At 62.7% G+C, this 19,371-nt stretch carries 18 protein-coding genes and 1 pseudogene; 8 read left to right on the forward strand and 11 right to left on the reverse strand.

Going from position 1 to position 19,371, the window contains the following annotated elements; all coding sequences use genetic code 11:
• The first annotated feature begins 10 nt into the window (after nucleotides 1-10).
• The 5 genes from ACSKB8_RS00635 to ACSKB8_RS00655 all read left to right on the forward strand — a co-directional run bounded on the left by ACSKB8_RS00635 (nucleotide 11) and on the right by ACSKB8_RS00655 (nucleotide 3,877).
• Complete coding sequence (locus ACSKB8_RS00635; protein ID WP_438101788.1) at nucleotides 11-481, forward strand: acetyl-CoA carboxylase biotin carboxyl carrier protein; 471 nt, start codon at nucleotides 11-13, stop codon at nucleotides 479-481.
• A complete protein-coding gene (accC, locus tag ACSKB8_RS00640) occupies nucleotides 481-1,836 on the forward strand; it encodes an acetyl-CoA carboxylase biotin carboxylase subunit (RefSeq protein ID WP_438101790.1) in 1,356 nt (451 codons plus the stop codon). The genes ACSKB8_RS00635 and accC overlap by 1 nt, the downstream gene beginning before the upstream one ends.
• Nucleotides 1,833-2,495: a 5-oxoprolinase subunit PxpB gene (gene pxpB / locus ACSKB8_RS00645; protein ID WP_438101792.1), complete on the forward strand. Its 663-nt coding sequence runs from the start codon at nucleotides 1,833-1,835 to the stop codon at nucleotides 2,493-2,495. Before accC ends, pxpB (ACSKB8_RS00645) begins: the two co-directional genes overlap by 4 nt.
• The gene (locus ACSKB8_RS00650) at nucleotides 2,492-3,469 is read left to right on the forward strand and encodes a biotin-dependent carboxyltransferase family protein (RefSeq protein ID WP_438101794.1); all 978 of its coding nucleotides are present in this window, start codon (nucleotides 2,492-2,494) and stop codon (nucleotides 3,467-3,469) included. The genes pxpB (ACSKB8_RS00645) and ACSKB8_RS00650 overlap by 4 nt, the downstream gene beginning before the upstream one ends.
• A 201-nt stretch (nucleotides 3,470-3,670) precedes the next feature.
• Nucleotides 3,671-3,877: a hypothetical protein gene (locus tag ACSKB8_RS00655; protein ID WP_438101796.1), complete on the forward strand. Its 207-nt coding sequence runs from the start codon at nucleotides 3,671-3,673 to the stop codon at nucleotides 3,875-3,877.
• Here ACSKB8_RS00655 and ACSKB8_RS00660 read toward each other — a convergent pair.
• The 9 genes from ACSKB8_RS00660 to ACSKB8_RS00700 all read right to left on the reverse strand — a co-directional run bounded on the left by ACSKB8_RS00660 (nucleotide 3,870) and on the right by ACSKB8_RS00700 (nucleotide 12,633).
• Nucleotides 3,870-4,637 carry a LamB/YcsF family protein gene (locus tag ACSKB8_RS00660; RefSeq protein ID WP_438101798.1) on the reverse strand — a complete coding sequence of 256 codons (768 nt, stop codon included), beginning with the start codon at nucleotides 4,635-4,637 and terminating at the stop codon, nucleotides 3,870-3,872. The genes ACSKB8_RS00655 and ACSKB8_RS00660 overlap by 8 nt on opposite strands.
• 35 nt (nucleotides 4,638-4,672) lie before the next feature.
• Complete coding sequence (locus tag ACSKB8_RS00665) at nucleotides 4,673-5,650, reverse strand: biotin-dependent carboxyltransferase family protein (RefSeq protein WP_438101800.1); 978 nt, start codon at nucleotides 5,648-5,650, stop codon at nucleotides 4,673-4,675.
• The gene (gene pxpB / locus ACSKB8_RS00670) at nucleotides 5,647-6,384 is read right to left on the reverse strand and encodes a 5-oxoprolinase subunit PxpB (protein ID WP_438101801.1); all 738 of its coding nucleotides are present in this window, start codon (nucleotides 6,382-6,384) and stop codon (nucleotides 5,647-5,649) included. The genes ACSKB8_RS00665 and pxpB (ACSKB8_RS00670) overlap by 4 nt, the downstream gene beginning before the upstream one ends.
• 96 nt (nucleotides 6,385-6,480) lie before the next feature.
• Complete coding sequence (locus tag ACSKB8_RS00675; protein ID WP_438101803.1) at nucleotides 6,481-7,575, reverse strand: ABC transporter ATP-binding protein; 1,095 nt, start codon at nucleotides 7,573-7,575, stop codon at nucleotides 6,481-6,483.
• A gap of 11 nt (nucleotides 7,576-7,586) precedes the next feature.
• The gene (locus ACSKB8_RS00680; RefSeq protein ID WP_438101805.1) at nucleotides 7,587-8,651 is read right to left on the reverse strand and encodes an extracellular solute-binding protein; all 1,065 of its coding nucleotides are present in this window, start codon (nucleotides 8,649-8,651) and stop codon (nucleotides 7,587-7,589) included.
• Between the two features lie 28 nt (nucleotides 8,652-8,679).
• Nucleotides 8,680-9,483, reverse strand: a complete 804-nt coding sequence (locus tag ACSKB8_RS00685) for an ABC transporter permease (protein WP_438101807.1) — start codon at nucleotides 9,481-9,483, stop codon at nucleotides 8,680-8,682.
• A complete protein-coding gene (locus ACSKB8_RS00690) occupies nucleotides 9,483-10,415 on the reverse strand; it encodes an ABC transporter permease (protein ID WP_438101809.1) in 933 nt (310 codons plus the stop codon). Before ACSKB8_RS00690 ends, ACSKB8_RS00685 begins: the two co-directional genes overlap by 1 nt.
• Nucleotides 10,416-10,634: 219 nt before the next feature.
• Nucleotides 10,635-11,837 carry a pyridoxal phosphate-dependent aminotransferase gene (locus ACSKB8_RS00695; protein WP_438101811.1) on the reverse strand — a complete coding sequence of 401 codons (1,203 nt, stop codon included), beginning with the start codon at nucleotides 11,835-11,837 and terminating at the stop codon, nucleotides 10,635-10,637.
• Entirely contained in the window at nucleotides 11,830-12,633 is an 804-nt protein-coding gene (locus ACSKB8_RS00700; RefSeq protein WP_438101813.1) for an SDR family oxidoreductase, read from the reverse strand. The genes ACSKB8_RS00695 and ACSKB8_RS00700 overlap by 8 nt, the downstream gene beginning before the upstream one ends.
• A gap of 240 nt (nucleotides 12,634-12,873) precedes the next feature.
• Between ACSKB8_RS00700 and ACSKB8_RS00705 the strand changes: the two genes are divergently transcribed.
• Nucleotides 12,874-13,566: an SDR family NAD(P)-dependent oxidoreductase gene (locus ACSKB8_RS00705; RefSeq protein WP_438101815.1), complete on the forward strand. Its 693-nt coding sequence runs from the start codon at nucleotides 12,874-12,876 to the stop codon at nucleotides 13,564-13,566.
• A gap of 522 nt (nucleotides 13,567-14,088) precedes the next feature.
• Here ACSKB8_RS00705 and ACSKB8_RS00710 read toward each other — a convergent pair.
• Nucleotides 14,089-15,644, reverse strand: a pseudogene (locus ACSKB8_RS00710) (ISL3 family transposase).
• Nucleotides 15,645-15,910: 266 nt separating this feature from the next.
• Here ACSKB8_RS00710 and ACSKB8_RS00715 point away from each other — a divergent pair.
• Nucleotides 15,911-17,452, forward strand: a complete 1,542-nt coding sequence (locus ACSKB8_RS00715) for an acyl-CoA dehydrogenase family protein (protein WP_438101817.1) — start codon at nucleotides 15,911-15,913, stop codon at nucleotides 17,450-17,452.
• A gap of 136 nt (nucleotides 17,453-17,588) precedes the next feature.
• Here the strand turns inward: ACSKB8_RS00715 and ACSKB8_RS00720 are convergent, their stop codons facing one another.
• The gene (locus ACSKB8_RS00720) at nucleotides 17,589-17,906 is read right to left on the reverse strand and encodes a hypothetical protein (protein ID WP_438110875.1); all 318 of its coding nucleotides are present in this window, start codon (nucleotides 17,904-17,906) and stop codon (nucleotides 17,589-17,591) included.
• A 630-nt stretch (nucleotides 17,907-18,536) separates the two neighbouring features.
• Here ACSKB8_RS00720 and ACSKB8_RS00725 point away from each other — a divergent pair.
• The gene (locus ACSKB8_RS00725; RefSeq protein ID WP_438101818.1) at nucleotides 18,537-19,127 is read left to right on the forward strand and encodes a hypothetical protein; all 591 of its coding nucleotides are present in this window, start codon (nucleotides 18,537-18,539) and stop codon (nucleotides 19,125-19,127) included.
• Nucleotides 19,128-19,371 lie beyond the last annotated feature (244 nt).

Here is a 19,371-nt window from a genome sequence, read left to right on the forward strand (position 1 = left end):
GAGCGTGACCGTGGATCTCCCCAAGATCGAACAACTCGTGGATCTGGTTGCCCGCTCCTCCATCGCGGAGCTGGACCTGACGCAGGACGGCACCCGCATCCGCATCCTCAAGCGTCCGTCTGCGGAAGCGCCGCCAGCCCCGGCACACCCGGCGAGCGGAAGCGGCGCGCATGCCCTTGCCCCGGCCCCTGCCCCCAACCATCAGGACAGCCCTCCTTCCGGTGTCTCCACCGACATCGTCGTGCCGGCGCCGATGCACGGCGTCTTCTACCGGTCTGCGGCCCCGGACGAGCCGCCGCTGGTCGAGGTCGGTGCGAGGATCGAGGCCGGACAGAAGATATGCGTCATCGAGGCTATGAAGACCTTCATCGACATCGCTGCCGAGGCGCCCGGCGTCGTGCTTGCGGTCCTCGCCGAGAACGGTGACGAGATCGCGGCAGGCCAGGCCCTGTTCCGGATCGGTCATGCGGGTTCATCCTGATGTTCGACAAGGTCCTGATCGCCAATCGCGGCGAGATCGCGCTTCGCATCCAGCGCGCCTGTCGGGCCATGGGTCTCAAGACGGTCGTCATTCACTCGGAGGCGGACAGCGCGGCGCGCTATGTCGCGCTTGCCGATCAGGCGCTCTGCATCGGGCCGGCGTCGGCGAGCAGCACCTATCTCAACGTGGCGGCGATCCTGCTCGCGGCGGAGGTCAGCGGTGCCCAGGCGATTCACCCCGGATACGGGTTTCTGTCCGAGAGCGCAGATTTCGCCGATCGGGTCGCGCGTGCCGGTCTTACCTTCATCGGCCCTCCCGCCGACTGTATCCGCACCATGGGCGACAAGGTTGCTGCGAAGCGCGCGATGCGTCTGGCCGGCGTGCCTTGCGTGCCCGGCCCGGACAGCGCCTTGCCGGATAATCCGGCGGAGGTTCGCGCAATCGCGCGGGACATCGGATATCCTGTCATCATCAAGGCCGCCGGCGGTGGCGGCGGGCGCGGCATGCGGATCGTGCGCAACGAAGGCGCGCTGGATGAGGCGCTGGCATTGACCCGCGCGGAAGCCAGCAAGGCCTTTGGAAACGCCGCTGTCTACATCGAGAAATTCCTCGAAAAACCCCGCCATATCGAGATCCAAGTGCTGTGCGATCAGCACGACAACCATCTCTGGCTCGGTGACCGCGACTGCTCGCTCCAGCGCAGGAACCAGAAGGTGGTCGAGGAAGCTCCCGCACCCGGCATCGATCGGGCACTGATCGAGCGGGTGGGCACAAGCTGCCTTGAGGCCTGCCGGCGGATCGGCTATCGCGGCGCGGGCACTTTCGAATTCCTCTACGAAAACGGACAGTTCTTCTTCATCGAGATGAACACCCGCGTCCAGGTCGAGCATCCCGTCACCGAGATGACGACAGGGATCGACATCGTCAAGGAACAAATCCGCATCGCACGCGGCGAAAAGCTCGGAATCGCTCAAGGCGACATCGCCCGTGTAGGCCATGCCGTCGAATTCCGCATCAACGCCGAAGACCCCGCCACCTTTGCCCCTTCGCCCGGCACAGTGACGCGCTGGGACGTTCCCGGCGGCGTCGGCATCCGCGTCGATTCCCATATCGCAGCCGGTACCAGCGTTCCGCGTCACTATGATTCCCTGGTCGGCAAGCTGATTGCACACGGCGGCACGCGCGAGGAAGCGCTGGCGCGAGCGCGTGTCGCCCTGTCCGAGCTGCGGGCCGAAGGCATCCGGACCAATGTGCCGTTGCACCAGGCGATCCTTGCCGATCCAACCTTCTGCCGCGGCGGCTACGACATCCACCATCTCGAGCATTGGATGAATGCGAAGGTGGCCGCGCAATGACGGCGCACGACCGGCCGCAGATCAGCCTGCTCGGCACGTCGGCGCTCCTGTTCGAGGCCCCCGGCGCATTCGACCTGCCGCACCAACGACGGATCTGGGCGCTGGCGGCAACCGCATCAAAGTGGTCGGGCATCCGCGAGGCCATACCCGGCATCACCAACATGATGCTGACCTTCGAGACCCCTCCCCGCGAACTCGACAGCCTGATCGCCGCGCTCAATGACGCCTGGGACGCGGTGGAAGGTCTCGCGATCGGGGGACGCGAGATCCGGCTGCCGGTCACCTATGGCGGCGAGATCGGTTCGCAGCTCCAATCCGTTGCCGAACATTGCAGCCTGTCGATCGACGATGTCGTGTCGATCCATGCCGCCCCACTTTACACGGTGTTCGCGCTCGGCAGTCATCCCGGCTATTGCTATCTCGGCGGCATGGACCCGCGCATCACCATGCCGCGGCGGCAGACGCCGCTGCAACGCTCCGCAGGCGGCTCGGTCTCCATTGGGGGATCGCAGACTGGCGTCTCCGCCTCGCCCGGCCCCAGCGGCTGGCACGCCATCGGACACACGACTTGGACGTTCTTCGACCCGTCCTGGCCGACGCCCGCCGCTCTCGCTCCGGGCGACACGATCCGATTCGAGATCGAACGGGTGATCCGGTGATCGAGGTCCTGTCAGTTACAGGGCCCGCCAGCATCCAGGATCTCGGGCGCTTCGACCAATATCGTTTCGGCGTCGGCACCTCAGGCGCGATGGACGATGTCGCGCTTCGTGCCGGCAACATCCTTCTCGGCAATGACGAGAATGCTGCCGGTATCGAAATTCCGATGCTGCCGTTCAAGCTTCGTTTCGACCGTGAGATGGTCTTCGCGCTCACCGGCGCCGGTGTCGAGGCCGAGATTGCAGGACGCGCGATCCCCTCCTGGTGGCGCTCGCATGCGCGCGCTGGTGACGTTCTGACCATCAAGGCAATATCCCACGGCGCTCGCCTCTATCTGGCCGTCAGCGGCGGCATCGAGGTCCCTGTCGTGCTGGGCTCGCGCAGCACGCAGTTTCGCGGCGAATTCGGCGGATTGCACGGACGGCCCCTTCAGCCCGGCGACACCCTGCCCTGCGCCCCGTCAATCGCTGCTATCGGCGAACTCGGGATCGAACCGGCCGACATCACGCTGGCGCGGCCGAACGCCGCTCCGGACGAGACCGTCGTCCGGGTTGTCGCCGCCGGTGAATATGACGGATTCGATGCCGCCACGCAGGAGCTGTTCTGGTCCAGCAGTTGGAAGATCACGTCGCAGAGCAACCGCTACGGCTACCGCCTGCAAGGCCCCGCCCTGAAGCCGAAGGCGCCGATCGAAAAGCGCTCGCACGGCATCGTCCCCGGCGTCATTCAGATTCCGCCCAACGGACAGCCGATCATCCAGATGCGCGACGCACAAACATCGGGTGGCTATCCGAAGATCGCAACAGTGATCCGGGCCGATCTTTGGCGCGTCGGGCAGGCGCGGCTCGGCAGCAAGCTGCGGTTCGAGCGGACCACCTACACCGACGCACTTGCAGTCGAAGCCGAGATGTCGGCCTATCTCGATCGGCTCAGGACCGATGTGCGCCTTGTCGAGGAGACCCGAACATGCCGATAGAGCTGAACGATATCGCGCGCCTGGCACAGATCCTCGAAAGGTCCGGTGTCGACACGATCGAGATCGAAGAACAGGGGCTGACGCTGAAGCTCGTTGTCGAGACGGCCGCCGGGATCGCAACGTCTACGCCCCCCGCCGTCACAGCCGCCGCGGCCACCGATCATTCTGTCATCGCCAAAGCCGACGTTGCGGGACATTTCCTTGCAGCCCATCCGTGGCAGGACAAGCCATTCGCCGCGCCCGGCCAGCGCGTTCGAGGCCGGCGAGATCGTCGGCCTGGTGAAGATCGGCCTGCTGTACGCGCCGATCGTTGCGCCGGCCGCCGGCACCGTCGATGCCGTGATTGCGGAGACTGGTGCCATGGTCGGCTATGGCACCCCGATCGTACGGATCCTCCCGCTCAATTGAGCAACACGGTTGCGGGCGTGATCTCACCGCCGCCCTCTTCGATCACGCGGCGCACCGTGCCGGCGAGATTGACTGATCCCGGCGTGTCGCTGTGGATCAGGATCGAACGGGCTTCGACCTTGATCGACTTGCCTTCGATGGTCTTTACCGTTCCGCTGTCGAGGAAGCGCTTGACCCGTTCGGCCACCGCGTCAGTCGAGGTGATGACGGAGTTGGGAAGCTTGCGCGACACCAGATGTCCGTTCTCGTCATAGGCGCGGTCAGCCAGGAACAGCGTCAGGATGCGCAGGCCCACCTTGCGCGCGGCGCGCACGATCTCGGCGTCGGGTTGCGAGAACACGATGAAATCGCGGTTGATGGTCGCAATCGCGCGGGCGACGATTTCTGCCATGTCGGGATCGGCATTGACCATGTTGCCCATCGCGGCGTGGAAGCTGACATGGGTCACGCGATGGCCGGCATTGGCCGCGATCGCCTGCAAGGCGCCGATCTGATAGACCATGTGCTTCTCGAGTTCGGCGGCGCCCATCTGGATTACGCGGCGACCGAATCCGAGCAGGTCGGGCAGGCCGGGATGGGCGCCGACCTCGACCCCCTTCTGCTTCGCCAGGCGAACCATGCGATCCATGATGATGGGATCGCCGGCGTGGAAACCGCACGCCACGTTGGCCGACGAGATGATGCCCATCAGCGCCTCGTCGTCACAGATCTGATAGTTGCCGAAACCTTCGCCCATGTCCGAATTGATGCCGATTTTCATGCTCGTACCCTGCTCTTGTTATTTTTGACGTCCACTCAAAGCGCTCGATAGAGATCCGCGGTCGCTCGCAACTTCGCGAGATAGTCGTTGACGGGAGCCATGGCCGCGACCGCGTCCTGGTAGCTCACCTCACTGAAGGCGATGACCGATCCCGGTGCCGCCTGGCCGAGGCGCCAGAGATCGGCCTGGATCACGGCGGCCATCTTCGGATAGCCACCGGCCGTATTGGCATCGCTCATCTGGATGATCGGCTCGCCGGCCGGTGGCACCTGCACGACGCCGGCGACCACCCCGTGCGAGCGCATCTCGACCAGCGCGTCCAATGTCAGCTTGTCGCCCGTGAGACGGTAGCCGCCCCGATCGCTCCGGGCGCTGATCTTCCACGGCGTCGACCAGAACGTCGCCTGCATCGCCTCCGAGAACAGGTCGTACTCGCCGGCCCGCATCACCCGTATCCGCAGCACGCGGTCGTCCGCAGCAGCTGCGCCTGGAATCGCGACATCCGGCGGCGCGACGCCGAAGTCGAAGCGCCTGTCGCTGCTGCGCGACGAACTCCCGATCGGCACGACGTCGCCCGCCTGCAAGGTACGGCCCTCGAGCCCGCCGAAGCCGCCGCGCAGATGCGTGCTGCGCGAACCCAACACGCGCGGAACGTCGATGCCGCCGCCGAAGGTCAGGTAGACCCGCGCGCCACGTCGCGGCGCCGTGATCGCGAGAACGTCGCCCGCCTTCGCCCGGGTGCACCACCACGGCCGAACGGCCGATCCCGCCAGCGTCGCATCGTGATCGGCGCCGGTCAGCGCGAATGCGGTGTCGGCCGAAAATCGCAGGCGGAACGGAAAGGTCTGGATTTCGATGCCGGCCGCACCATCGTCATTGCCGAGCAGCGTATTGCCGGCGGTGAGCGCGACGGGATCCATGGCGCCCGACGTGCTGACGCCAAACCGACGCGCGCCGTGGCGGCCGAGGTCCTGGATTGTGTTGAAGGCAGGGCTGGTCAGGATCTCGATCACAGCTCGATCCGATCGATCCTGAATTTGACACGATCGCCCGGAAGCATCAGCGAGGGTTGTTCGGAACTCGGATCGAACATCGCAATCGAGGCCCAGCCGATGGCATTCCACCCGTTCGGACTTGTCAGCACCGCGACGCCTGTCTGCATCCCCCCGATGGTCACAGAGCCCGCCCGCATGTTGAGCGACGGCACCGATTTACGCGGCATGTGAATGCGCGTGTCGAGTCCGTGTAGATAACCGAACCCCGGCGAGCTCGCGACCGCACAGACGGTGTATTCGCCTTCGCTGTGAATCCTGATGACGTCGCGCTCGGACAGTCCGGCGCGGCTCGCAACCGCCGGCAAATCGAAGCCGAACTCGCCGCCATAGACCACGGGAATCTCGATGAGCTTGCCGTCGGCCTGGCGACCGGGCAAACGATGCCACAGCTCGGCGATCGCAGCGCTGAGCATGCCGATATCCGCCGGCGGCTGCTCGAAGACGAGCATCACGTTGGTGACGCCAATGACAGCCTCCTGGACGTTGGGCCAAGCGGAAACCACATCCGCAAGGGCCCAGATTCGTCCCTGCTGCACCAGGTCGAAGTCACCCGGCGCCTCGACCAGCATCGCAAGCGTGCCGATCAGGCTGATCTTCGGGCTTTTCTCGATCGTGCCGACAAAAGGAGCGTTGGGCTGATTAATCGACAAAAGGGCCTCGCTGGTCGAACGCCCGTGGGCGCTGCCACCCATAGATCTAGCCAAGCGGCGCAAGCCGATCCAAGACGATGTTCATCTGCGGGTATAAGGGATGTCGATTGCCGGCAGGACGTCGCGCTCGCCTCGATTTCAGTGACGAACAATGACGTGATTGCTGGGCGACTCCCACCGCGCCACGACCTCTTCGCCCACCGCGTATCGAAGTCCGGCCTGCTGCGACTGGTTCTGCTCGAATACGATGATCTGGCCGCCACTCGGCGTCCTCAGATAGTAGTGACTGACGAACCCGCGATAGATGGCCTGATCGACACGCGCCGTCACGCTGTTGGCGCGTTGCGCCGCCGGGCTCTGACCGGCTCGCTCGACCACGATCGCCTCGGGCCTGATCGAAACCATCACGTCGCTCGCCGATTGCGGGATCTCATCGACCTGAAGGCTCAATTCCGGCGAGACACGGATGACGGCCCCGCTGCCGTTTCGCTGCTCGATGGGGCCCTGAAACAGATTTGACGCGCCGATGAATTGCGCGACGAATTTCGAGGCCGGGCGCTGGTAGATCTCCGTCGCCGAGCCGACCTGCTCGAGCTTGCCATCGCGCATCACCACGATCTTGTCGGCCATCGTCAGCGCTTCGTCCTGGTCGTGCGTCACCATGATGGTGGTCAGGCCGAGCCTGCGCTGAAGGGCGCGCAGCTCGACCTGCATGCTCTCGCGAAGTCCCTTGTCGAGCGCCCCGAGCGGCTCGTCGAGCAGCAGCATCGCCGGCTCGATCACCAGGGCGCGCCCCAGTGCGACGCGCTGTTGCTGGCCGCCGGAGAGCTGCGCCGGATAGCGCTTCCCGAAGCTGGATAGCTGGACGAGACTAAGAGCTTCGCTCACCTTCCTCGCGGCGTCGGCCTTGGATATCCCGCGCATCTCCAGACCGAACACGATGTTCTCCTCGACGGTCAGATGAGGAAACAGCGCGTAGTTCTGGAACAGCATCCCGACGTTGCGGCGATGCACCGGAACGCCCGTCATCCGCGTGTCGTTGACGAAGACGTCGCCGGATGTCGGACGGATCAGTCCGGCGATCATGCGAAGGCAGGTGGTCTTGCCGCAGCCGCTCGGACCGAGCAGCGCCACCATGTGGCCCGGCTCGATCGCGAGCGAGACCTCGTCGACCGCAACCATGCGGCCATATTGCTTGCTGAGGCGATCAAGCCTGACTTCGGAAGACTTCATGGCACCCCCGCTCAGCTCGTGAACACCTGATTATAGCGCTCCAGCCAGGGACCGCGGCGCGGAACGATGAACTTCCAGTCCGGCGTGAACAGCCCGAGATCGGTTGCCTTGGTGTCGGGATAGGCGAGGAACTTGGCCGTCTCCGGCTTGAAGTCGATGCCACCCACCGAGGGCGCGCTCAGGGTCTGCTCGGACAGCATCTTGGCGACCGACGGCTCCAGGATGCGGTTGATCAGCGCACAGGCGAGTTCGGGCTCGGGCGCATTCTTGACCAGCGTCATGCTGTTGATGCCGGTGAAGGCGCCTTCCTTGGGGAAGGTCATGTCGATCGGCAGACCCTTGGCCGTATGCGGATAGATCGCCTTCGAGTATTCGATGCCGCCGATCGTTGCCTGGCCCTGCGCCACCTGCAGCACCTGGGCCTCGCTGTCGTAGATCGTCAGCACGTTGGGCTTGAGGGATGCGAGCTTGTCCCAGCCGCTGTCGACCAGGTATTGCGCTTCCTTCAGCGGCTTGCCCGTCGTCAGCGCCGTCGCCACGATGAGCATCAGCACGCTCTGGGTGTTCTTGGGCGTGTTCAGCAGGATCTGCTTGCGATATTTCGCCTCGAAGATCTGCTCATAGCTCTCGAGCGGCTTCGTCACCTGCGGGTTGATGAACATGGCCGCACTGGAGATCGAGAAGCCGACGCCATAGCCATCCTCGAAGAGATAGCGCTTATAGACCTTTTCGAGGTTGGGAATCCTGGCCGCGTCGAGCTTGTCGATCAGCTCCTCCTGCTTGGCCTGGGGGATACCGACGTCGTCCATCATCATCATGCTGAAGCGCGGCGTGTCGCGGGTCGCGCGTAGGGCGGCGATGTTGGAAAGCGTCGCGCCCTCGATCGTGAAGACGCGGCACTTGAACTCGGCCTCGAACTTCGGAATGACCTCCTTCTGGATCAGCTTGCCCAGCGCGGAGTTGTAGACGCCGACATGCAGCTGCTTGGCGTCCTGCGCCGACGCCCGGCTGATGATCGTCGGGAAGGCAATTGCGGATGCGCCGGCTTGAATGAGAGTCCTACGTGTCAGCTTCATGGGTCCAACCTCCATCTACCAATGCACATCAGGCGGCCAGCGCGCGGCGAAGGCCCACCAGTTTCTCCAGCAGCAGGACGCCGACCATCGCCATCAGGATGATGATCGTCGACATCGCGGGTACGGAAGGGTCAAAGACGTTGACCAGTTGCCGCATCAGGACGAGGGGCACGGGCGAATATTCGGAGTTCGCCAGCCACATGGTGACCGGGTAATTGTCGAAGGACACCATGAAGGCGAACAGCCCGCCGGCCGCAACGCCGGAGGCGATCTGCGGCAGCGTCACGCGCCAGAAGGTTCGCAACCGGTTGGCGCCGAGCGTGCGCGCAGCGTCCTCCAGATTCTCGTCGACCAGCTGGAGGCTGGTGACGACCGTGCGGATGACATAGGGCGAGGTCACGACGACGTGCCCGATCAGCAGATTGAGCCGCGCGTCCTGGGAGCCGAGCTTGGTCAGGACCTGGAGCAGCGCGAGGCCCGTGACCAGCGCCGGGAAAATCAGCGGCGACAGCAGGAAGCCCTTGATCGCCGCAAGGCCGAAGAACCTGCCGCGCACCAGCGCGAAGGCCGCCGGCACGCCGAACAGCAGCGAGCCCGCCGTCGTGCCGAGCGCGAGCAGGATGCTCAGCCTCATCGCCTCAAGGAAGTCGCGGTCCTGAAGAACCTTGGCGTACCATTTCAGCGTGAAGCCCTGCGGAGGAAAGGTCACGAAATAGGAATCGGAGACCGACACCGCCATGACGAGAAGGAGCGGCGCCAGGATGAACAGCATCACGCCGGCGGTGATGGTGTAGAGGATGAAGGCGCCGAGGCCCGAAAACCGCTCGTCCATCACTCGGGCCTCCTGAGACGCCGGCCTTCCAGAAGCCACATCGAGAAGCCGTTCACGGCCATAACCAACCCGACGAGAACGACGGCGATGGCCGCGCCGAACGGCCAGTCGTACACGACGAAGATCTGCTGCTCGATCAGGTTTCCGAGCATGATCGCCGAGGCGCCGCCCAGGATCGCGGGAATGACGAAGGAGCCTGCGGTGAGCGAGAAGACCAGCGTGAATCCGGCCACGAAGCCCGGCATGCTCAACGGCAGCGTCACCCGGAGGAACACTTTCCACCATGGCGCGCCGAGCATGCGGGCCGCATCTTCCAGGTTGGGATCGATCTTGCCGAGCGCCGAGGCCAGCGGCAGCACCATCATCGGGAAGAACACGTGCAGCGACCCGATCACGACGGCGGCCTCAGTGTAGAGGACCGATATCGGGGCATCGACGATATGCAGCGTCATCAGGATCCAGTTCAGCATGCCCTTCGGGCCGTTCTGGAGCACCAGCTGCCATCCGTATCCGCGGACGACCACGCTGACGATGAGGGGCGCAATGACGATCAGCGTGATGATCCGCGTGATCATCGGACGGCTCTTGACCATCACCAGCGCGACCGGATAGGCGAGCACCGTCGCCAGCGCAGAGGTGATGATGCTGATCCGCAGCGTGGTCCAAAGCACGCGCGCATAAAGCTCAACATTCATCAGGCGCGCGTAGTGCGCGAGCGTGAACGGGCGCCCGATGATGCCGCGGGTGTCCTGCGTCTGGATGCTCGAGAACAGCAGCACCAGCGCCGGATAGAAGAAGAAATAGGTCAGGAAGGCCAGCATCGGCACGGCAAGGAGCCCGACGGGCAACGCCAGGCGCCAGCGCGATCTCGGCCGGGCGACCGGCGGCGCTTCAACACCTAAAACCGCCACGACATCGTCGCTGGTGGTCATCGCTGGCCGTCCTCGACTGCGCGATACCAAGGCCTACCCCTCTTTAGAACGAAGCTTATGCGTCGGCATCCTACAGGACCAAGAACATCTTCGTTTAGGGGCATTAGGATCGATTATGACAACTGGTTCGGCATACTGCTCCGATCTTGATCGGCGGATGCCGCCGGCTGCAGCGTTCGCCCTCGCCCGGGGGCTGGCCCCGGCATTTCGAATGTCCGGTCAGCGCAGGCTCTCGCAGAAGCTCGCGATGCGCCGGCAGCCTTCCTTGAGGGATTCGGTATCGGTCGCGTAGGAAATGCGGAAATACGGGCTCATGCCATAGGCGCCCCCCGGCACGGCGGCGACATGCTGCTCTTCCAGAAGCGCCGAGATGAAGTCGGCGTCCGTTTCCAGCCGCCGTCCGCCCTTCGTGGTCTTGCCGATGCAGCCGGCGATGTTCGGAAACACGTAGAAGGCCCCCTGGGGCTTATGGCAGGTGATGCCGGGGATCCGGTTGAGCAGCCTGACCACCAGATCGCGCCGGTCGCGATAGATGTCCGCGCGCTCCTTGAGGAACTCCTGAGGACCGTCCAGAACCGCCACCGCCGCCGCCTGGCTCAGGGTACAGATTCCGCCGGTCGCCTGACCGTGGACATTGTTCATCGCCTCGATCAGGTCCTTGGGGCCGCCGCAATAGCCGACCCGCCAGCCCGTCATGGCGTAGGCCTTGGACGCGCCGTTCACAGTTACGACGCGATTCTTCAACCGCGGCTCGACCTCCGCGATGGTGCAGAACTCGAAGCCGTCGTAGGTGAGATGCTCGTATATGTCGTCGGTGAGAATCCAGACGTCGGGATGTTTCAACATGACGTCGGCGATCGCGCGCATCTCCTCGCGCGTGCATGCCGCGCCCGTCGGATTGTTGGGAAAATTCAGGATCAACCACTTCGTCTTCGGCGTGATCGCCGCATCGAGGTCCGTCGGGCGAAGCTTGAACTGGTTGTTCTCCGGGCAGGGCACGGCGACGGGCGTCGCCTCCGCGAGGAGAACGATGTCCGCATAGGTGATCCAGCCCGGAGCCGGAATGACGACCTCGTCGCCGGGATTACAGGTCGCGAATAACGCATTGAAGATGATCTGCTTGCCGCCGTTGGCGATCAGGATCTCGTCGAGTGCATAGTCGAGACTGTTTTCGCGCTTGAACTTGCGCTGCACTGCGGTCCGCAGCGCGACGGTCCCCGGCTGCGCAGGATATTTCGTATCGCCCGCGAGCGCCGCCCGATGCGCGGCCTCGATCGCGTGCGGCGGCGTCGGAAAGTCCGGCTCCCCGGACGACAGACCGACAATCTTGACGCCTGCATCACGGAGTTCGCGCGCCTTGTCCGTCATCGCCGCCGAGGCCGACACCTTCACGGTCTTGAGGCGGTTTGCGAGTTCAGGCATTGTCAGCTCCACTTCTCATGTCTTTCAAGCACGCGGCCTCGGATCGGCTCGCGAAACGCAATTCACCGACGACCTGGAACGTGGGTACGACCTCGATCATCGCGACGTTCATCCGCGCCGGCGCCCCCACCGCGAACGCAATGGCTTCGGCGATGTCTTCGGACTGGAGCGTCTCGAAGCCGCCGACGAAGCGGGCATCCGGGTTGTCGGCGGCATTCTGGTTCTGGAAGATGCTCGTCGCCACACGACCAGGCGATATCTCGGTGACGCGAACGCAGGTGCCGTAGAGATCGACGCGCAATTGCTGCGACAGCGAATGAATGCCGGCCTTCGTCGCGTGATAGGCCACGGATGAATTGAATGTCGTGGCGTTCTCGCCGAAAGCATAGTGGCCGGCGATCGACGAGACGTTGACCACGTGGCCGCGGTTGCGCCGCGCCATCCCCGGCACGACGAGGCGTGTCAGGTGCAGGACCGCCCGCAGATTGACGTCGACCAGCGTGTTGACATCATCAGGCGCCATATCCAGGATATTGCCGCGCCGCGACTGGCCGGCATTGTTGGCGAGAACATCAAACGCGGTCGAGCTCGCAAGGCGCTTCAAGGCGTCGAGATCGTTCACATCGACCACACATGCGTGGCATCCGGTCTCTGTCGACAGGCTGGCCAGCCGGCGAGCGTCACGCCCCAGCGCATGAACCTCGAGCCCCTCGGCGCGGAGGCGCCGAACCGTCGCAGCGCCGATACCTGAGGACGCGCCCGTCACCAACGCCGTTCGGTAGTCCGAAAATCCCATCCGCAAGGCTCTCTTGCAGTCAGCCAGAGCTGCGGAAAGTTACGTGCGGAGGCCGACGCACGCATACAGCGGATTTGTTCTGCCCTCATAAGGACATCCAATATCGCCGGCCGAAAGCCGTCGGGCGCGCGAGCCATAAGCACGCCCGATGCCGGCAGAGTGAATTTCTCTTACTCGCCATCGGTCGCGTCCCCTTACATTTCGCGATGCCCCTGGCTCACCCATAGGAGACGGACCCAGATGTTAGAGGTCGGCAATCGGATTGTCATGGTCTCGGGGGCGTCGCGCGGCATCGGGCGCGCCGTCGTCGACCGGCTGCTGGCGTCGGGCTTCCGCGTATCGGCGGGGCTTCGCGACCCGAGCCGTCTCGCCGGGAGCGAGAGGCTCATGACGCACCGCTATGACGCCGAAGACGCCAAGAGCCCAATCTCCTGGGTCAACGCAACGGTCGCGCGGTGGGGCGGCGTCGATGCCATCGTCAACGCGGCCGGCATCAATCCGAAGGTCCGTGTCTCCGACGATGGCGAGAGCGCACTCGACGAGATGTGGCGCGTCAACGTCAAGGGGCCCCTGCGCCTCGTCAGAGCCACCCTGCCTCATCTGGCCGTCTGCGGTCACGGCCGGGTCGTCAATCTGGGATCCCTCGCGGGAAAGCGTGTAGGAAGCAACGTCGGCTACGCCATGACCAAGTTCGCCGTTGTCGCACTGACCCACGGCATTCGCCGCGAAGGTCGCGCGGCGGGCATTCGGGCGACGGTGATCTGCCCCGGCTATGTCGCCACCGACATGACGCTGAACGACGACGAGATTCCTCGCCATGAGATGAGCCAGCCGGGCGACATTGCCCGTTTGGTCGAGACGGCGCTCATGCTGCCGAATAATGCCTCGGTGTCCGAAATGCTCGTGCACTGCCAGTTCGAGCCGATGCTCTAAGCCCGATGACCGCACTCCTTTTGGTAAAGCGAAATCGAAGCTTCTAGTCCAATCCGGCAACCCGTCTGGTTCTCATGCAAACAGGATCCGGCGACAGGTGGGTCAAATGTCCGGTTGCTCGCCCGAGTCCTCAATCCGACGACGACCACGTTATCGATAGGCACTTGTCGAGTTGGTCCGATGGCGCCCCGCACGCCCCTACAGCAACCCAGTCTGTCTGCTCGAAAACCAGATAGCACACCTCGTCCGCGAGCGACGCCAGCGCTATCGTCATGTGCATAGGCGTAGGAAATCGTGGTTTGGCGAAGAAAATCGCAGATTTGTAGCGGGGGAACGGTTCCGCCTTCCCCACACCAGCCAAACCTACGATATCTCATCCAGTCCTTCGCATGAGGCAGTTCTTGAGCGGCAGCGGGTTCAGCTCTACGCTCTTAGCGTCAATCGGCTTCCAAATTTTGGACGCCGCTTCCTCGGCTTAGGGGGTCAATATTGGGCTCTGACGCAATTTTGGTGCAGCTCCGATTATTCTGCACCGATTAGCCGGGCCTGGAGCAGATCGATCTTCCCGCGGCCATACATTTGACGCCTGACGAGCTTGAGGCGCGTGATCTGTCCTTCGGTTTGTCCGTTGGACCAGGCGAAGTGATCGCCGCCCGCACCGCCGCCCCATCCTTGGCGACGCCGTTGGCGAACGAAGCGACGAGACTGCTGCGGGCGCGCTCGATCCATGGAGTCAGTCCCGCCTCAACCTTGCGCCGGACCATCAAGTGGAATTCAGCGATGATCTCGCGTGCCTCGACCAGAGTCGGTATCCCAGCTTCGATTGCCGCTACCGTGACGGTCTCCGCTTTCGTTAGCAAGTCCCGGCCGAATGTCATTATCCGCGCGATCGTTCTGGCCGACGGAATCCTCTGAAGATTTCGCGCGTCGGCCTTTTCAGCCCGTCGTCTGCGAGTTGCCCACTCGCTGATGACACGGAGCGAGCCTCGGAAGCCACGCGCTGTTAAGCGGCGCCAAAGTTCAGCTCCATTGCGGCAGCCGGACGCCCATTGATCGTCGAGCCATGGCAAGTGCAGATCCAACGAACTTTGCCGGGTTCGGAAGACGTCGTGGCGTTCGCCGCGGACCACCTGTCGCACCAGCTTCCTGCTATGGCCGGTCTGACGCACGATCTGCTTGATAGGTATGCCGTTCTTCGACAGAGCCAGGATAGCCGCGTTGGTCTCCTCGCGGCGCAGATAGCCCTCATACTGGAGGCGCTCGGCGGCCGTGAGTAGCTTGGGATCGATCGTGGTCGCACCGATGACGAGGCGTATCTGGCGCATCGATTTGCGCACGGCATCGAGGAAGGCCCGACTGGCGTTCTCCATCAGATGCCAACGATCGGCTACCTGCACCGCGTGCGGCAGGGCCTTTGCTGCTGCTTCGCCATATCCCCCGCCACGATCGCGAGCGATGATCGCGATCGTGGGGTGAGCAGAGAGCCAGGCTTGAGCGGTCGCTGGTTCACGATCCGGCAGCACGGTGACCACCCGGCGCCTTTCCAGGTTGCAGATGATGCTCGCGTATCGGTGATTGCGCCGCCAAGCCCAGTCATCAATGCCGATAACCCTGAGCGGGTGAGCTGGGGGACGGCTACGGCGCCGAACTACCCGAAGAAGCGTATCTTTGCTCACCGGCAGCATTAGCCGCTTTGCAAAGCCCGCTGCCGGTCGACCGCCAAGCGCCAGACCGAGGTGATGGACGATGGAGTCCAGCCTTGCCGTCCGTCGCGCCGATGGCGCCAGTACCCCTTCGGCGAAGCGCTCGGTGAAGATTTGGCGCCCGCATAGGACGGCATCACAGCGGAAGCGGCGGGCGATCACCACGAGCTCCACGATCCGCCCGGACAGCGGCAGATCGGTCACGCGTCGCCGATACCGGCTATGGATACGCCGCGAAACTGTCCCGCACGATGGACACAGACCAACACTTCCGGACGCCCGGACCGTGATGACGGCCTTATCACCCTCGTAGCACGCACTCTCTACAACAAACCCACGCGGCACCAGACTGGAGCGGTGGAGTGCTTGCTGCATGGCGCTGATTCTCCCCTAATCAATGCGCCAAACATCCCTCGAACTGCATCAAAAGTGAGTCAGAGCCAATATTGCAGGCCGAATGAGTGGACAAGACGCATCTTGATGTGAGCCCGCGCAGCGCTCGCGATCGGGGAGCAATCTGCTTACACTGCGCTCGCATCCGCCTATACCAATGTGTAATCGAGCTATCCACGAGGATGACTGGCGCGAAGCGCGGGCACAATCATATGGCCTTATATCGTCCAGATAGTCCGAGGCAGGCTATGTCCGCTCAAGTTTACTCCCTATTCGAAGCGCAGGAACGCACAGCTGAAGGCGCTGGACCTACCCTATATTCCAGTTTGATCGATGATCTGAGTCAATTGAATTTCGCAGACGCGGATGACCGTCGAGCATTCCCTCCGACCCTGCACAGCATATTCGCAAGGCATGGACTGTTCGGGCTCACTACACCAGCAGAGCACGGCGGATTAGCTCTTCCCTTGCAGGAGGCCATCGACCTCATCTCCGCTACTGCATCCTTCGATGTCTCGGCTGCCTCCACCCTCGTCATCCATAACTTCCTGGCTTTGCCCTGCATCGAAGCGGCACCGCACATCCCCGAACAAAGGCGCATCATGTGCGGCGCAACGCGCGGCGACCTTTGCGCTTTCGCTTTGACGGAGCCTAAAGCTGGCTCTGCCCCGCGGCATATAGAGGCCTCGGCTTTCATGCAGGAAGATAGAGTTCGCATCTCCGGCCGCAAGATTTGGATCGGCCTCGCTGACTGGGCTCGTTGGATCGTTTGCTTTGCGCGAGCCTCTGGTCCCGATGCGAAAGGTCGGCTCGTTGGTGTACTAGTTGATAGACAGGCTCCGGGCCTAAAGGTCACGCACGAGCATCGCACACTCGGTCTACGTGGCATTATTCAGAATACTCTGGAGTTCCAGGATGTCGAGGTGCCGAGCGCTTACGTGCTCTCTCGCGATCAAGACGGCTGGGGAGCAGCAGCATCTAGTATGAACCGCGGGCGTATCGGTGTGGCTGCTATGGGTCTTGGGGCCCTTGAGCGCGCTCTCCAGGTCGCGGCCTCATATGCAAACCATCGTCGACTGGGTAAGCTGCGCATGATTGAGAACAGCTATATCGAGCAGCTATTTGAGCAGATGGTACTCCGGCGGGAAGTCGTGAAGGCAATGCTGGGCGCATCCTGCCGACTTGTCTCAGCGCAGGGCGCGCCCAACGTCCACTTGGCGTCGGCAACGAAGGTTTTATCGTCGGAGTGGTGCGGCCTGGTCGCTGATCAATGCGTCCAACTGTTAGGTGGCCGTGGTTACGATGAGGGAACGCCTGTAGCTAAAATCTATCGAGATGCTCGCATTCTCCGCATCTTCGAAGGTCCGACTGAGGCGCTCCTCTCGCATCTCGGCCGCTGCCTTCTTTCTAGAGCGACACGTGACGAGATAGCCGACCTTTTTCTGTCTCTTGATGCTGCGCAAATCCATGCTGCTGCAATTGAGGAACTCTCTGGGCTCAATGAGACGGACGGTGCCGTGCTGGTCTATGCGGGTTGGCTCACCACGCTAGGACTGGCACAAGCTGTCATGTCTGCTGGTTGCTTCGCCTCCTCAGATTGTGCCTCAGCCGCGGCTGACCTGGTCAGTTCCGAATTAGCAGCGCTCCATACTCGCGCGCCGGCACGGCCATCTTTCGAAGGCCGCATTCGCGCTAGTCGGACTCTGAATACCTTCCTTCAAGACGCAGCTTCTTCCATCGGCTCACCTGTCCTCACTGACGATTACCTCAAATTGGTACAGTATGTCTGACGTCCTGCTAGGGTCGACAGGCGTTCGCCGACTTCGGAATCGAAAACCTAAATGGGTTCATCAACTTCTACAAAGAAAACGCCCACCCTGTTAAGGGCTGACCAGTCGACTTGCGCCTACGCCGAATACGCGGTGTTTAGTCCCGGCATTTGCTGGATCGGATTGAGATTGAAATCGTTCTGGTTGGGAAGTGCAGCATTTGCAGATGTATTCGTAAGGCGTGAGGCCCTTCGCGGCTCACGTTGCATGTCGTGGCGTACCCCCACGATGTTCCGGTGCGAATGTCTTCCTCGAACCTTGCCATAAACCTTAGTTGGAAGTCCGCGGCAGCCTTTTGCAGGAACATTGCGCGGTCCGCCATGATCCGCAACTGCTTGCCGTGCTTGACCACTTCGGTCGAGAACGCGCGGATGTGGCTCGCGCTCTCAATGTCGTTTAGGGCGACGTTAAGCAACGTACGATCCCTTCTCAGGTGCGCCGCCGGCGCGTTGCGCGGTTGCGCAGGGTCGTCATCGCCATCCGGAACCAGGCTTTGGTTGCCTCCACAACGCGAAAGCAGTGGTTGGAAAATTCTGGTGCTTGCCAGCCTCTTGTCACCTGGCTCCCGTTGCGGCTTCGACACGAGCAAACGCTATTCCAACTCCGTCACCACTCATCCCCCCATTTCACATCATCACATCTCACATCAAGAAAATGCTGCGGGGGCCCTTGCACCGACGATCCTCATCGCCGAGGTGATTGGCCCCTCACTCACTCGCTATCAGGACCTCTCATGATTTTCCTGTTAGTCTTTTGCGCCAACGTGCCATTCTTACGCCGCCGCTTTTTCAACTCTACAACCTGACGCTACGTGCGGTTCAAGCCATTTTCACACTAATGCATATTCGAACTACGAAACTGCTACTCGAGCGCCACCATCTCAGCGGTCGGGCCTTTGCCGAAATGCTCGCTCGGATGTCGGCAAGTCGTTGGAGCCACCATCAGCAGCTGCCGATCGCTTTGCTCTGTCATCGTCATTTCATTCCACGCCGTGCGCGAGGCGCGGCTCTCGCAACGCTGGCGTCTCAGATCGCTTCCGGCCGTAATGTTGTTTCCTGTCATGTGGGGTTTCAACGGACTATTGGCCAGTCAAGCAATCGCTGAACTGGGCGCCGGAATTATCGCGCTGTTCGTCATGTTCCACCAGTTCGCAGACGATGGCTCCGGCACCCTACTTGCAAGAGCGATCGAGCTCGCGGGTGATCTGACAACGGACATCATGGGGGCCCGAGCATTGGGCCACGGGATGCTCGGTCTCGAAGATGGTTCTGGTGAAGACCACCTCAACATGCTTCTTGTCGACCTCGCGGACACGGGCCATTGCTGCGCAGTCCAAGACGTTGCTGTGAAAGGGCCAGAGCTCGTCTGCAAGCCGTTGGAGCGGTGGCGGCAGGTCGCGATAGCTTCAGCCCTGACCGAGGAAGCTGAGATTGTCGTGCTTCAGTTTCGATGGAAGAGCCATGCGCCTCTGGCGCCGACAGTTCGAGAGGCAGTGGTGCGGAGCGTGAGAGCGAAGGCAACTCTTGCCCTTGGTGCGGGCTCGATATGGCGTGCAGGCTCATGGACATCATCTGGCGTCGAAAGACAACACCAATTCACGAACTCGAGCGGTACATGTGCTGCCGGCATTCTCTGAGCTACAAGGCTATCCTTTCAAGCGTAGCCATCTGGTTGCGCTGCGCCCAAACAAATTACCATCGCCCAGACCCGATCCGCGACGCCGAGCGCGATCGCTGGCGATGTCCGCGGGCCTTCAGGGACACGGCAAACATTGTAATGGGCCACGTACAGGCTCACGGCTGCGCCGCAGTGCTCCAGCTTTTTGAGATGGCGAGTCGCGCGAGCCCGCTCCTGGCTCATGCGGAGAGCAAGGTGCTCCA

The organism is Bradyrhizobium sp. BR 1432 (genome assembly GCF_051547705.1).
In the GTDB taxonomy this organism is placed as follows: Bacteria; Pseudomonadota; Alphaproteobacteria; order Rhizobiales; family Xanthobacteraceae; genus Bradyrhizobium; species Bradyrhizobium zhanjiangense.